Consider the following 13000-nt stretch of genomic DNA (forward strand, 5'->3'; position numbering starts at 1 on the left):
CCGCCTCGCCCGTACGCGCGCGATGTGCCGGACACGACGGTCCCGGTCGGAACCCCGTGCGGGCAACGCGCACTGATTGTGCATCGGTTGACGCGGGCACGCACCGTTGCGTCCTCGCAACCGCATCCGGCGTCCGGACCGTCCGGCTCTCCGGGCGGGCCATCCGGAAGGCAAGCAGCAGGTCCCGCGGCCGGGCGGAGGAAGGGCATGCCCTACGGTGGACCGCCGGATGCGGTCGCGAGGACGGAGCGGTGGGTGGACGTGCCGGTGCGGTTCCTGGTCGGCCTGATGCGTGACCAGGTCGTGCCGAGGTTGGCGCTGGCCCGGGCCGGTCGGCGGTCCGCGGCGTTCACCCGGGGCAGCGGCGTGCGGGTGCCGTGCCGCCTGGCGACGGATTCCCGGCTGGACCTGCTGGACGCCCGCTCGTCCGGCACCCTCCGGGTGGAACCGGGTGCGGCGTCCGTGCGGTTCACCGGCCGCCGCGCGGGGCGCGAGGTCGGCGTGCCGGCCGGAGGCCGCGTCGTGGTGGTCACCGCGGCCGAGCCGGACCGGTTCGCCGAGAGGGTCCGGCGCACGGTGACCCGCTACGAGAGCGTGCCGGGACGTCCGGTCTGGATCGAGACCACCGCCCACGACGCGCCGCTCGTCCAGCGGGCGCTGACGGGCAGGGCGGGCGTCACGCCCGCCGGGTAGCGCCGTGCGCGGCCCGTCCGGTCAGCGCTCCGTGGAGGGCTCTTCCCGGCGGGCCGCGTGCGCGTCCTTCCGCCGGGCGGGCGGGGCCAGGCGCCAGACGAGCGGCATGACCAGCGCGGCCACCAGCGCGAGGAGGCCGGACAGCGCGATGGCCCGGCCGGTGCCGACGGCCTGCACCTCGTGGAAGGCCGCGGTGATGGCGTCACGGGTGGCCTGGTCCACCGAGGACATGATCTGGGAGGCCAGCGCCGAATCCGTCACCGCGTTGCCCAGCTGGTCGGCGTCGGCGTCCGACAGGCCGGCTGCCTTGGCGCGGTCGACCGCCTGGTGCGACTCCACGGCCTGCTGGACGGCGACCGTCACGGCCACGCCGAAGGCGCCGCCGAGCATGCTGGTCACCTTGAACATGCCGGAGGCCGTCCCGGCGAGCTCCTCCGGCGGGCCGGCCACCGCGGTGTCGGACAGCGGGATCGACATCAGGCCGAGGCCCGCGCCGAGCACGAGCAGACCGGCGGCCAGGATCGCGTACGCGTAGTGCCGGCCGATGATCGCCGCGATCAGCGTGCCCGCGCCCAGCAGCAGCAGACCGGCCACCACGGGCAGCCGGGCGCCGCGCCGGGCGGCGACCCGGCCGCCGTACGGGTTGAACAGCAGGATCGTCACGGTGGAGGGCAGCAGCAGGAGGCCCGCCGTGACCGGGCCGTACCCGCGGACCTCCTGGAGGTACAGCGTGAGCAGGAAGCTGACGCCCGCGAAGACGATGTTCATCACGGAGTTGGCGACGAGGGCGCCGCAGAACGGCCGGGACGAGAAGAGCCGGAGGTCGACGAGGGGATCGGCGAGGTGCTTCTGCAGGAGCACGAAGACCACGGCCAGCACCACCGAGCCCACCAGCAGGCCGATGATCACGGGGTCGTCGAAACCCTCCTCCTGCCCGGCGGTGCACCCGTAGAGCAGGCAGAACGCCGCCAGGGCGCTGGTGACCAGGCCCAGCAGGTCGATGTGCCGCGAGGCGCGCGGGTCGGTCGACTCGACCGCCGCGCGGTGCACCAGCCACAGGCCCACGAGGGCCAGCGGAGCGTTGATCCAGATCGTCGACCGCCAGCCGAGCACGCCGGTGAGGACGCCGCCGACGGCCGGGCCCGCGGCCTGCCCGACCCACGCGACGGCCATCCAGGCCCCGAACGCCTTCGGCTGCTCCTCCGGCGGGAACATCGGCGGGATCAGCGCCAGCGTGGCGGGCAGGATCATGGCGGCGCCGACGCCCATCGCGGCACGGCCGACGATCAGGCCGGTGACCCCCGGAGCGAACGCCGCCACCAGCGAGACGGCACCCATCACCACCAGGCCGATCTCCAGCATCCGCTTGCGGCCGAACACGTCGCCCAGCCGGCCCCCGGCGAGGACGAGGGCGCCGGTGGAGAGGCTGAACGCGTTGTTGGCCCACTGCAGATCGGGCAGCGACACCGCCAGCTCGTCCGCGATGGTCGGCACGGCCACGCCGAAGTCCGCGAACGACAGCCACACCATGCCGGCGGCCACGCACATGCCGGCGAGGGCCGTCCCGCGTTTCTCCGAGTAACCGTCGAGCGACGCGGTGGTCGAGTGGGCCATGGGGGCGGGGCTCCCGTTCTTCGGCCGGCCGGTGGCCGGGGGCGGACCACCCAACTATCCGGGCGGGCGGCTCCGCCCGGGCCGCGACACCCGCGCCGCCCACCCCGGCTCCGCCGAACGGCCCCGCCGTACGGCTCTGCCGAACGGCCGCGCGGTCGGCCGACGGGCCGCCCCGGCAGCGGGACGCACGTCAGCGGTCGGCGCCCCACGCTTCAGCGACCGGTGCCCGGCGGCGGGTGTCCGCAGGCGCGGTCGAGGTCGTCCCGGTCGCAGAGCTTGACGCGGCTGCCCCGTCCCAGCTCGGCGGCGAGCTGCTGCTCTCGCTCGTCGATGCCCAGCCACTCCGTGTAGCTCACGGGCCGCACGCCGCGCTCCGCCAGCAGGTCGGTCAGCCGCGGCGCCGCGCCGGCGGAGGGCGACGGCAGCCCGACGGGACCCGCCGCCCGGTCCGCGAGGAGCGAGCGGACGGTCTGCGCCGCGTCGGACCGGTTGCTGCCGATCACCCCGGTCGGCCCCCGCTTCAGCCACCCGGCGACGTACTCGCCCGGCCGCGGCGAGCCGTCGGGTCCCAGGACCCGCCCCTCGGCGTTGGGCACGACCGAGTGGCGCTCGTCGAACGGCACCCCGGGCAGCGGGGTGCTGCGGTAGCCCACCGACCGCAGCACGAGCTGCACCGGGAGCACCGTCCGCAGGCCGGTGCCGACCAGAAGGCCCGCCTCCGTCGTCCTGGTGCGCTCGACGAGGAGGGCCTCCACCCGGCCGGTGCCGAGGATCTCCACCGGCCGCGTCCAGAACCGGAACACCACCCGCCGAGGCAGGCCCGGGTGCCGTTCGTCCGGGGTTGTGTGGTCCGGGAGTGCGCCGTCCGGTGGTGTGCGAGCCGCCCACCCGGCGAGCACCGCCGTGATGTCGCGGATCCGGCGGTCGGACGCGGCCAGCCGGCTGCTCGCGCCGGTCGGGTCGAAGGCGTCGAGGTCGGTCGCGGACGCGTCCACGACGACGTCGGCGCCAGGCAGTTCGCCGATCGCGCGCAGCTCCCTGGTGGTGAACCGGGCCTGCGCCGGGCCGCGGCGGCCGATGACGTGGACCTCCCGGACCCGGCTGGCCACCAGTGCGGCGAGCACCCGCTCGGGCACGTCGGTGTCGCGGAGGGCGGCCGCGGGCTCGGCGAGGATCCGGGCCACGTCGAGTGCGACGTTGCCCGTCCCGATCACCGCGACGGACCGCGCGTCGAGGGTGAAGCCGTCCCCGTCGGCGTCGGGGTGCCCGCAGTACCAGCGGACGAAGTCGGCCGCGGCCGCACTCCCCGGCAGGTCCTCGCCGGGCACTCCGAGGCGCCGGTCCAGGCTCGCGCCGGTGGCGTACACCACCGCGTCGTAGCAGTCGAGGAGCATGGCGCGATCCAGGTCCGTGCCGAAGCACAGGCCGCCGAGGAACCGGACGTGCGGGTCTTCGAGGACCTGTCGCAGGTGGTCGGCGATCGACCTGATCGACGGATGGTCGGGCGCCACGCCGTAGCGCACCAGGCCGTACGGCGTGGGCAGGCGTTCGAGGACGTCCACCTCGACGCCGTCGGCGCCGCCGTCCTGCGCCGGAGCCTGCTTCAGCAGCGCCTCGGCGGTGTACAGGCCGGCCGGGCCGGAGCCGACCACGGCCACCCGCAGGCCCGCGCGGGCCGTACCGCCCGGGCCGCTCGTACCGCCCGGGCCGCTCGTACCGCCCGGGCCGCTCGTACCGCCCGCACCGTCCGTCCGGCCCGCGCGGCCGGTCCGGCCCGCAGGGCCGGAGGGGGCGGCGGTCGCCACCTGCGCGGGCGGCGTACGCACCGTTAACCGCTCCCGGCGGGCGACCTCGTCGGACACCTGGCCATGCCTTCATGGTGCCACCGCCGGACCCGGGCCGGGTGCGCCCGCCCCGGGTCAGCGCGCCGCCGCGACGACCGGCCGCCCGCGCAGCGCCCACACGGTGGACAGCGCCGCGCACGGGACGGCCAGCAGCGCGAACGCCGCCGTCACCAGGCTGATCGGCTGCCACGGCAGCGCCACCGGTGCGGGCACCCCGAGCAGGGCCAGTGCCGCGTGCATGCTGCCGATCTGGACGGCCGCCACGCCGCAGCCGATCACGGCGCCGACGGCGACGACCAGCACCGACTCGGCGGTGACCAGCCGCACCACCTGGCTGCGGGTGGCACCGGCGAGGCGGAGCAGCGCGAGCTCGCGGCGGCGGTCGGCGGTCGCCATGACCAGGGTGTTGACGAGGGCGATGGCGGTGTAGACCAGGGCCAGGCCGAGCACGAGGACGGCACGCAGCCGGACGATCCGGGCGTTCTCCGTGCCGCTCGCGGCGAGGAGGTCGCCGCGGTCGGCGACGGCGGCACCGTGCGCGGCGGCGGCGCCGACGAGGAGCCGGGTGGCGGTGGCACGGTCGGCGCCGGGCGCGAGCCGCACGTCGATCCGGTCGACGCGGGCGCCGGGCGCGTTGCGGGCGGTCACGTACAGGCCGTTGTCGCCGAGTCCGTCGCGCAGGACGGCGGCGACGCGCAGGGTCCTCCGGGTGCCGTCCGCGAGGACGACCTCGACCGGCGCGCCGACGGTGCGGTGCTCCCACTCCAGGGGCAGCACGATGCCGTCGTCGTCGAGACGGGCCACCGAGCCGGTGACCACGGGCAGCCGGGCGACCACGGCCAGGGCGGCGGGATCGGCCGTCCGCGCCTCGCTCCGGACGACGGTGCCGTCGGCCTCGACGATCGCGAGCCGGGTGGGCCCGGTGGGAGAGACGACCGTGCCGGGCACCGCGCGCAGCGCGTCGGTGAGCGCGTCGGTGGGCGTGTCGGTGGTCGCCGCGGTCGCCGCGGTCACGGCGGTCGCGGCGGGTGAGCCGGGCGCGCCGGGGAGACCGCCGGTGGTACGGGCCTGCGGGGTGACGACGAAGTCGGCCGCGGTGCGCGCCAGGGCCTCGGCCGCACGGGCCTCGCCGACGGTGCCCAGCGCGCCGGCCAGCGAACCGGTCAGCGCCACCGACACCAGCACGGGTGCGGCGATCGCGCCGGTGCGGCGCAGCGCCGCCGAGGCGTTCTCCCGGATCAGCCGTCCGCCGCAGCGGGTCCAGCGGGCGGGGAGGTGGGCGAGCAGCCGCAGCACCGGCCGGGCGATCACCGGCGCGAGCAGGCCGCAGGCGGAGATCAGCACCATCGGCTGCACGGTGTACGTCTTGCGGTGGAGCAGGTCGGCCGGATCCGTGACCAGGCCGGAGGCGATCATGACCGCGGCCGTCAGCAGCAGTCCGAGGCCCCACAGCAGGCGGCCGCCGGTCATCACGCCGGTGTCCAGGTCGGCCGAGTGCAGCGCGTCCAGCGGCCCGAACCGTCCGGCGCGCCGGGCGGCCACGGCCACCCCGCCCAGGGCCACCAGCAGGCCCGTCCAGAACGCCGCGTGCAGCGGCCACTGCTGGTGGCCGGTCGTGAAGCCGGGCGGCGCCATGCCGACGTCCGCCAGCCACCCGACCATCGCCGGGGCCGCGAGCCGGCCGAGCACGCAGCCCGCCGCGGAGGCGGCCGCACCGAGCACGACGGCCTCCACGAGGACGGTCCGCCGCACCTGGGCCCGGGTGGCGCCCGCCAGCCGCAGCAGGCCGAGTTCACGCCGCCGCTGCGCGACGACGTACGAGAAGGTCGACGCGACGACGAACGCCGACACGAACGCGCTCACCCCGCCCGCCGTGCCCAGGGCCGCCACCAGCGACACCACGGCCTCGCCGCCGGGCAGCGACACCGCCGCGGCCAGGCCGAGCAGCATCACCGCCGTCATCGCGACCCCCAGGGCCAGCGCGACGAAGGCGCCGACCAGTGACACCCAGCGGACCCTCAACGACTTCAGCGCGATGCGCAGCATTCCCATTCGCATGCCGGAAGCCAACCGCCCGCGGACGTCCCGGTCAGCAGGCCTGGCCCTACGGCGGGAGGTAGGGCCAGGCCTACCGCGGCCGGGGCGGCTCCCGCCTAGGGTGGAGGCCGCGACGGCCGCCGGGGCCGGGACGGCGGAGCAGAGCGGGACGGGTCGGATGCGCGACGGAACAGCAGGCGTGTGGCGGGAGTTGGCACACCCGGCGTTCCTCCGGACCACGCTGCCGTGGCGGGCGGCGGGCTACCTGCTGGCGAGCGGTACCGCGGGCCTGCTGCTCTGCGCGGGCCTGCTGGTGGCGGCGACGGCGGCCGGCGTGCTGGCCGTGCTGCTGGTCGGCCTGCCGCTGCTGGCGGCGCTGGCCCTGGTCGGCCTGCCGTTCGCCGCCTGGGAGCGGTGGCTGCTGCGCACGGCGCGGCTGGCCGACCCGGTGCCGGGCGGGCAGCACCTCGTCCCCGGCCGTCCGGGCCTGACGGCCTGGCTCCGGCTGCGTTACCGCGAGCAGGCGACCTGGCGGGAGCTGGGCTTCGCGGTGCTGGCCGCCTTCGTCCTCTGGCCGGTCGACCTGGTCGTCGTCGGCTGCACGCTCGCCGTGCCGGGCTACCTGATCGCCGCGCTGCCGCTGCTCCTCGCGGACGGCGACCAGGTGAACGTGCTGAAGCTCTGGCAGGTCCACTCCCCTTGGGCGGCAGGGGCGTTGACGGTCGCCGGGTTCGCGGCGCTGGCGCTGGCCGGGTATCCGCTGACCCTGGCGGCGGTCGGCCGGGCGGCTCTCGCCCGCAACGTGCTGGCCCCGGCCGGGCAGGAGCTGCGGATCGGTGAACTCGTCAGCTCCCGCGCACGGTTGGTGGACGCCTTCGAGGCCGAGCGGCGGCGCATCGAGCGCGACCTCCACGACGGCGCCCAGCAGCGGCTGGTGGCGCTCGCGATGGCGCTCGGTCTGGCCCGGCTGGACGCCGAACCGGGCAGCGCCCTCGCGGAGCGGCTCGCCGACGCCCACCGGGAGGCCGGCCATGTCCTGGCGGAACTCAGGGAGTTGATCAACGGGATCCACCCGCAGGTGCTCACCGACCACGGCCTGCCGGACGCCTGCACGGACGCCGCCGACCGCTCGCCCGTCCCCGTGGAGGTCGGCTTCGAGCTGCCCGGACGGCTGCCCCCGGCCGTCGAGTCGGCCGGCTACTTCGCGGTGTCGGAGGCGCTCGCCAACATCGCCAAGCACAGCGGTGCCGGGTCCGCCCGGGTCGACGGCCGCCACACCGGAGGGCTGCTCGTCATCGAGGTGTCCGACGACGGCCGCGGCGGCGCCGACCCCGCGCTCGGATCCGGCCTCACCGGCCTGGCCGACCGGGTCTCGGTGCTGGACGGCACCCTGCTGCTGAGCAGCCCGCCCGGAGGCCCGACCCTGCTGCGGATGGAGATCCCGTGCACGCCGATCGGCGCGGCGGCATGAGCGGCCCGGACTCCCTGCGCGGCGGCACGAGCGGCCCGGACTCCCTGCGCGGCGGCACGAGCGGCCCGGACTCCCTGCGCGTCGTCCTCGCCGAGGACGGCGTCCTGCTGCGCGAGGGCCTCGTCGGCCTGCTCGCCCGGTTCGGCCACCGGGTGGTCGCCGCCGTCGGCGACGCCGGGGCCCTGCACGCGGCCGTCGCCGAGCACGCGCCGGACATCGTCATCACCGACGTCCGGATGCCGCCGGGACAGACCGACGAGGGGCTGCGCGCCGCCGTCGCCCTGCGTGGAGAGCGCCCCGGCCTGCCGGTGCTCGTCCTCAGCCAGTACGTCCAGCGGTCCTACGCCGCGCAGCTGCTGGACTCCGGCACCGGCGCCGGGGTCGGCTACCTCCTGAAGGACCGGATCGGCCAGGTCGAGGAGTTCGTGGAGGCGGTCGCCGCGGTGGCGGCCGGGGGCACGGTCGTCGACCCGGAGGTGGTGCGCCGCCTGCTGAGCCGGCGCCGCGACCCGCTGGAGCGGCTGACCCCGCGCGAGCGCGAGGTGCTCGCGCTGATCGCGGAGGGCCGCTCCAACGCGGCGATCTGCCGCGCGCTGGCGGTGTCGGAGGCAGCGGTGGGCAAGCACATCGGCAACATCCTGATGAAGCTCGACCTGCCGCCCGCCGAGGACACCCACCGCCGGGTGCTGGCCGTGCTGGAGTTCCTCCGGGCGTAGCGGCGGGGACGGCCCGGCCCGGCCGCCGCGCAGGCTACGGCAGGCCGTTGGCGGCGATCACCGAGGCGTACCAGGCGGCGCTCGCCTTGGGGATGCGGCGCTGGGTCCCGTAGTCGACCCGGACGATCCCGAAGCGCTTGCCGTTGCCCTCGGCCCACTCGAAGTTGTCGAGCAGGGACCACAGGAAGTACCCCCGGACGTCGGCGCCCTCGGTGACGGCCCGGTGGAGCGCGGCGAGGTGGTCGCGGAGGAAGGCGATGCGCTCGTGGTCGTCGACGTGTCCGTCGGGCCCGGGCAGGTCCTCGTAGGCGGCGCCGTTCTCGGTGACGAACACGGGGAGACCGGGGTGGTCGGTGGTGATGCGCCGCAGCACGGCGTGCAGCCCGTCGGGGTGGACGTCCCAGCCCATGGCGGTGACGCGTTCGCCGTCGGGGTGGAAGGCGACGTCCTGGGCCCCCGGCCAGGCGCCCGGCCCCTGGGCGGGGTGGCCGCCGCTGACGGTGTGGGTGCTGTAGTAGTTGACGCCGACGAAGTCGATCGGGGCGGCGATCGCCTTCTCGTCCCCCGGCCGGACGTGGGCCGTGCCGGCGGTCCTGTCGATGTGGTCGAGGATGTCCTGCGCGTACGCTCCGTGGGTGATCGGTTCGAGGAACAGCCGGTTCATGAGCAGGTCGATCCGGTGGGCGGCGTCCAGGTCGCGCGGGTCGTCCGTCAGCGGGCGTACGGGGTAGAAGTTCGGGGCCGGACCGACGAGCGGCGGGTTGGCGCCGGCCCGGAGCCGCTCCGTCGCCAGGCCGTGTCCCAGCAGCAGGTGGTGGGCGGCGCGCAGGGAGGCGGCCGGGTCCTGCACCCCGGGGGCGTGGATGCCGCTGCTGTAGCCGAGGAAGGCCGAGCACCAGGGCTCGTTCAGGGTGATGACGGTCGGCAGCCGGTCGCCCAGGTGGTCGCGGACGAGCTCCGCGTAGTCGGCGAAGCGCAGGGCGGTGTCCCGGTTGCGCCAGCCGCCCGCGTCCTCCAGCGCCTGCGGGAGGTCCCAGTGGTAGAGCGTGGCCATCGGTTCGACGCCCTGCTCGTCGAGCGCGTCGAGCAGCCTGCGGTAGAAGTCGACGGCCCGGGGGTTCACCGGTCCGGTGCCGTTCGGCTGCAGGCGGGCCCACGAGAGGGAGAACCGGTAGTCCGTCAGCCCCAGCCCGCCCATGAGCGCCGCGTCCTCGCGGTAGCGGTGGTAGTGGTCGACGGCCAGGTCGCCGGTGGCGCCGTCGGCGATCCTGCCGGGCGTGTGGGCGAAGGTGTCCCAGATGGACGGCGCCCGGCCGTCCTCGTCGACGGCGCCCTCGATCTGGTACGCCGACGTGGCCGCCCCCCAGCGGAAGCCGTCGGGGAAGCGGAGACCCGCGGTCGGACCGGGGCGGGCAGGAGTGCTCATGGTGGGGTCTGCTTTCCGGTCGGCGGCCGGCCGTCGTGGTGCGGCGGCTGCGGGTGCTGTGCGGGGTGAGCGGACGCCGGCCGGCCGCGGGCCCGGCGTGGGTCGGTCGATTCTCACGTGCACGGATAACGTTGTCCAGAGGCCTGCGGTCACCTCGCGGGGGTGTCGCCCCCGTACGCGGTCGGGCCCGCGCACCACCGGCCCGCCGCGGGCCCGGAGTCGGCCCAGCGGCGGCCCCGGGGGCCGGGCGGAGGGCGCGGGGCCGTACGCTCGGTGGTCATGAGCAGCCGCCCGCCCGCCCGGCCCACGATGAAGGACGTCGCGGCCGCGGCCGGCGTCGGGCTCAAGACCGTGTCCCGTGTCGTCAACGACGAGTCGGGCGTCAGCTCGGAGATGGTCATCCGGGTCCGCACGGCGATCGACGCGTTGGGCTTCCGCCGCAACGACAGCGCCAGGCTCCTGCGCACCGGGAGCACCGCCAGCATCGGCCTGCTGCTGGAGGACATCGGCGACCCGTTCTCCTCCGCGCTGTCGAGGGGGGTGGAGCAGGTCGCACGGGCGCACGGCAAGCTGCTGTTCACCGGTTCGAGCGAGGAGAGCGCGCCGCGCGAGCGTGAGCTCGCCCTGGCGCTGTGCGCCGGCCGGGTGGACGGACTGCTGGTGGTGCCGGCCGGCGACGACCACCGCTACCTGCTGCCCGAGATGGCGGCCGGGGTGCCCGTGGTCTTCCTGGACCGTCCCGCGACCGGCATTCAGGCGGACGTCGTGCTCAGCGACAACGTCGGCGGCGCCCGCCGGGCGGTGGAGCACCTGATCGGGCACGGACACCGCCGCATCGGCTTCGTCGGCGACCTGCCGCACCTCTACACGTGCGCCGAACGCCTGAGCGGCTACCGCGCCGCGCTGGAGGACGCCGGACTGCCCGTCACCGACAGCCGGATCGCCACCGGCCCCACCGACCCGCGGAGCGTGGCCCGCGCCGTCGCCCGGCTGACCTCGGGGCCGGAGCCGGTCACCGCGCTGCTGACGGCGAACAACCGGGTCACCGTGGGCGCGCTGGGGTACCTGGCGGGCCGGTCCGGGCGGCCCGCGCTGGTGGGGTTCGACGACCTGGAGCTCGCCGCACTCCTCTCGCCCGGGCTGACCGTGGTCGCCCAGGACCCGGACACACTGGGGCGGACGGCGGCCGGGCTGCTGTTCGAGCGACTGGAGGGCGACACCTCGCTGCCGCGACAGGTGGTCCTGCCGACCCGCCTGATCGTCCGCGGATCCGGCGAGACCCCGCCGGACGCCGTCTGAGCGCCGCCGCTGCCGCCGCCGCTGCGGCTACGCCCGGGCGGTCGCCACGGCCCGCCGGATGCCGCGAGGGCGGCGAGGGTGCAGCGTTGTCCCATGGGCACCTTCGTTGCGCGCATCAGGGCCGCCGTCCGGTCGGACGGCTCGCACGGCCCGGCCGACCGGCTGGTCAGGGCCTTGGACGCGGTCGGGGAGGCGGACGAACTCGACGTCTTCACCGGGCCGGTCCGGCGAGCCGTGAAGGCGCTGCCGCTCGGCCCGGTGCGGGACGTGCTGCACGGCCGCCCGTTCGGACACCCCCTGCACCCCGCCCTCGTCCACGTGTCCCTCGGCGCCTGGGTGTCCGCCTCGGTCCTCGACCTCGCCGGCGGGTCCGAACGCCAGGCCCGGCTGCTCGTCGGTTTCGGCACGGTCGCCGCCGCGCCCACCGCCTGGTCCGGCTGGGTCGACTGGGCCGAGCAGCACGACCCGCAACTGCGGACCGGCCTGGTCCACGCCGCCTCGATGGCGACCGCGGCCGGCCTCTACGGCACCTCCTGGGCGGCGCGCTCCCTGGGCCGGCACTCCCTCGGCAGGGCGCTGGGCTTCGCGGGCCTGGCCGTGGCGGGCGCGGGCGCCGCGGTCGGCGGCCACGTCGCCCACCGGCAGGCCGCCGTGGCGAACAAGGCCGAGCCGGTGCCGTTCACCGTCGGGCCGGGCTGGCACCCGCTCGGACCACTGACCGGCATCCCCGTCGGCGAGCCCTGCCGACGCACGGTCGGCGAGGTGCCCGTGGTGGTCGTCCGGGAGGCCGACGGCGCGGTGCACGTGCTGGCCGACCGGTGCAGCCACCGCTCCGGCCCCCTCTCGGACGGCACCGTGGCCGACGGCTGCCTGCGCTGTCCGTGGCACGGCAGCACCTTCCGGCTGTCCGACGGCTGGAACGTCCGCGGGCCCGCCACCGCGCCGCAGCCGAGGTTCGACACCCGGACGGACCCGGACGGCACCCTGTACGCCCGGCTGCCGCAGGCGGACTGACCCTCCTCCCCGCGCGGCGGACCGCCCGCCGCGGCAGCCAACCACTCCGCCCGTGTCACCCCGCCCGTGTCACCCCGCCCGTGTCACCCGGCCCGTGTCACTCCGACTCACTCCGACGTGCGACGCAGGACGAGGGTGACGAAGCCCCAGGTGTCCCGGTAGCCGTGCAGCCACTCGCCGAGCCGTGCGGTCGACCGCGCGAGCGCGTCGGCGGCACCGGGCGTGCCGGGCCGGTCCAGGCCCCACGCGGCGAGGGTGCCCCAGCAGGCCCACTCGTAGGCGTCCAGCTCCTGCCGGGAGCTGACATGGCCGTCGACGGGAGTCCAGCCGTCGGCCACGACACGGTCCACCGTCGTGGCGAGGTCGTCGAAGTCGCCGAGTATCGCGACGCCCTCCGGCGTCGGCGGACGCTGCCAGAAGCCGTCGCCGACCAGGACGCTGCCGCCCGGCGCGAGGTGGGCCCGCGCGGCCGCCAGCGTGGGGAGCAGACCGCCGAACGCATGCGAGGAGCCCACGCTCAGCACGGTGTCGAACCGGTGCGGCGGGGCGAAGTCGGCGGCCGGCGTGCGGTGCAGGGCGAGGCGGTCGCCCACCCCCAGGTCTGCCGCCCGCTCCCGGGCGGTGGCCAGCGCGGTTTCGGAGACGTCCACGCCCTCGGCGAGCACGTCCGGGTGGGCGGTCAGTGCGCGCAGCAGCCACTCCGCCGTCCCGCAGCCGAGGTCGAGGACGCGCGCGTCCGGGCGGGCGACGGCGCGCCCGAGCAGCCGCCGCACCGACAGGTCGTCCAGCGGGGCCTTGATCGGATGGGACGTGTGCGCGAGGGCCGAGAACTGTTCGTGATCCATCGGCGCAGCCTCGCAGGCCGAGGCCGTCGGCACACCTGGTT

Annotated in this window: 10 protein-coding genes; 5 read left to right on the top strand and 5 right to left on the bottom strand. The window is 76.3% G+C overall.

Translation table 11 applies throughout. From position 1 onward, the window contains the following. Positions 1 to 207: 207 nt before the first annotated feature. Positions 208 to 693, top strand: a complete 486-nt coding sequence (locus OG335_RS39705; protein ID WP_405008987.1) for a hypothetical protein — start codon at positions 208 to 210, stop codon at positions 691 to 693. Between the two features lie 21 nt (positions 694 to 714). Here OG335_RS39705 and OG335_RS39710 read toward each other — a convergent pair whose 3' ends face one another. From OG335_RS39710 to OG335_RS39720, 3 genes are all read right to left on the bottom strand, one after another. Continuing rightward, the gene (locus OG335_RS39710; RefSeq protein ID WP_405008986.1) at positions 715 to 2307 is read right to left on the bottom strand and encodes an MFS transporter; all 1593 of its coding nucleotides are present in this window, start codon (positions 2305 to 2307) and stop codon (positions 715 to 717) included. A gap of 212 nt (positions 2308 to 2519) precedes the next feature. Then, entirely contained in the window at positions 2520 to 4133 is a 1614-nt protein-coding gene (locus OG335_RS39715) for an FAD-dependent oxidoreductase (protein WP_405008985.1), read from the bottom strand. Positions 4134 to 4226: 93 nt separating this feature from the next. Then, complete coding sequence (locus tag OG335_RS39720) at positions 4227 to 6209, bottom strand: FtsX-like permease family protein (protein ID WP_405008984.1); 1983 nt, start codon at positions 6207 to 6209, stop codon at positions 4227 to 4229. A 157-nt stretch (positions 6210 to 6366) separates the two neighbouring features. On the opposite strand from OG335_RS39720, the gene OG335_RS39725 reads away from it, so the two are divergent. Then, positions 6367 to 7659 carry a sensor domain-containing protein gene (locus OG335_RS39725; RefSeq protein WP_405008983.1) on the top strand — a complete coding sequence of 431 codons (1293 nt, stop codon included), beginning with the start codon at positions 6367 to 6369 and terminating at the stop codon, positions 7657 to 7659. Further along, a complete protein-coding gene (locus OG335_RS39730; RefSeq protein ID WP_405008982.1) occupies positions 7632 to 8375 on the top strand; it encodes a response regulator transcription factor in 744 nt (247 codons plus the stop codon). Before OG335_RS39725 ends, OG335_RS39730 begins: the two co-directional genes overlap by 28 nt. 34 nt (positions 8376 to 8409) lie before the next feature. Here the strand turns inward: OG335_RS39730 and OG335_RS39735 are convergent, their stop codons facing one another. Further along, positions 8410 to 9801: a GH1 family beta-glucosidase gene (locus OG335_RS39735; RefSeq protein WP_405008981.1), complete on the bottom strand. Its 1392-nt coding sequence runs from the start codon at positions 9799 to 9801 to the stop codon at positions 8410 to 8412. Positions 9802 to 10074: 273 nt separating this feature from the next. On the opposite strand from OG335_RS39735, the gene OG335_RS39740 reads away from it, so the two are divergent. Continuing rightward, a complete protein-coding gene (locus tag OG335_RS39740) occupies positions 10075 to 11100 on the top strand; it encodes a LacI family DNA-binding transcriptional regulator (RefSeq protein ID WP_405008980.1) in 1026 nt (341 codons plus the stop codon). A gap of 93 nt (positions 11101 to 11193) precedes the next feature. Next, a complete protein-coding gene (locus tag OG335_RS39745) occupies positions 11194 to 12114 on the top strand; it encodes a Rieske 2Fe-2S domain-containing protein (protein ID WP_405008979.1) in 921 nt (306 codons plus the stop codon). Between the two features lie 107 nt (positions 12115 to 12221). On the opposite strand, the gene OG335_RS39750 is transcribed toward OG335_RS39745, so the two are convergent. Beyond that, positions 12222 to 12959 carry an SAM-dependent methyltransferase gene (locus OG335_RS39750; RefSeq protein ID WP_405008978.1) on the bottom strand — a complete coding sequence of 246 codons (738 nt, stop codon included), beginning with the start codon at positions 12957 to 12959 and terminating at the stop codon, positions 12222 to 12224. Positions 12960 to 13000: the final 41 nt, after the last annotated feature.

The sequence above is a fragment of the Kitasatospora sp. NBC_01539 genome, assembly GCF_045040525.1.
GTDB lineage: Bacteria > Actinomycetota > Actinomycetes > Streptomycetales > Streptomycetaceae > Kitasatospora.

What these genes read in the sequence shown, in the direction of transcription:
- OG335_RS39750 (WP_405008978.1), bottom strand. Translation starts at nt 12,959, where the DNA reads ATGGATCACGAACAGTTCTCGGCCCTCGCGCACACGTCCCATCCGATC.
- OG335_RS39720 (WP_405008984.1), bottom strand. Translation starts at nt 6,209, where the DNA reads ATGCGAATGGGAATGCTGCGCATCGCGCTGAAGTCGTTGAGGGTCCGC.
- OG335_RS39745 (WP_405008979.1), top strand. Translation starts at nt 11,194, where the DNA reads ATGGGCACCTTCGTTGCGCGCATCAGGGCCGCCGTCCGGTCGGACGGC.
- OG335_RS39710 (WP_405008986.1), bottom strand. Translation starts at nt 2,307, where the DNA reads ATGGCCCACTCGACCACCGCGTCGCTCGACGGTTACTCGGAGAAACGC.
- OG335_RS39725 (WP_405008983.1), top strand. Translation starts at nt 6,367, where the DNA reads ATGCGCGACGGAACAGCAGGCGTGTGGCGGGAGTTGGCACACCCGGCG.
- OG335_RS39705 (WP_405008987.1), top strand. Translation starts at nt 208, where the DNA reads ATGCCCTACGGTGGACCGCCGGATGCGGTCGCGAGGACGGAGCGGTGG.
- OG335_RS39735 (WP_405008981.1), bottom strand. Translation starts at nt 9,801, where the DNA reads ATGAGCACTCCTGCCCGCCCCGGTCCGACCGCGGGTCTCCGCTTCCCC.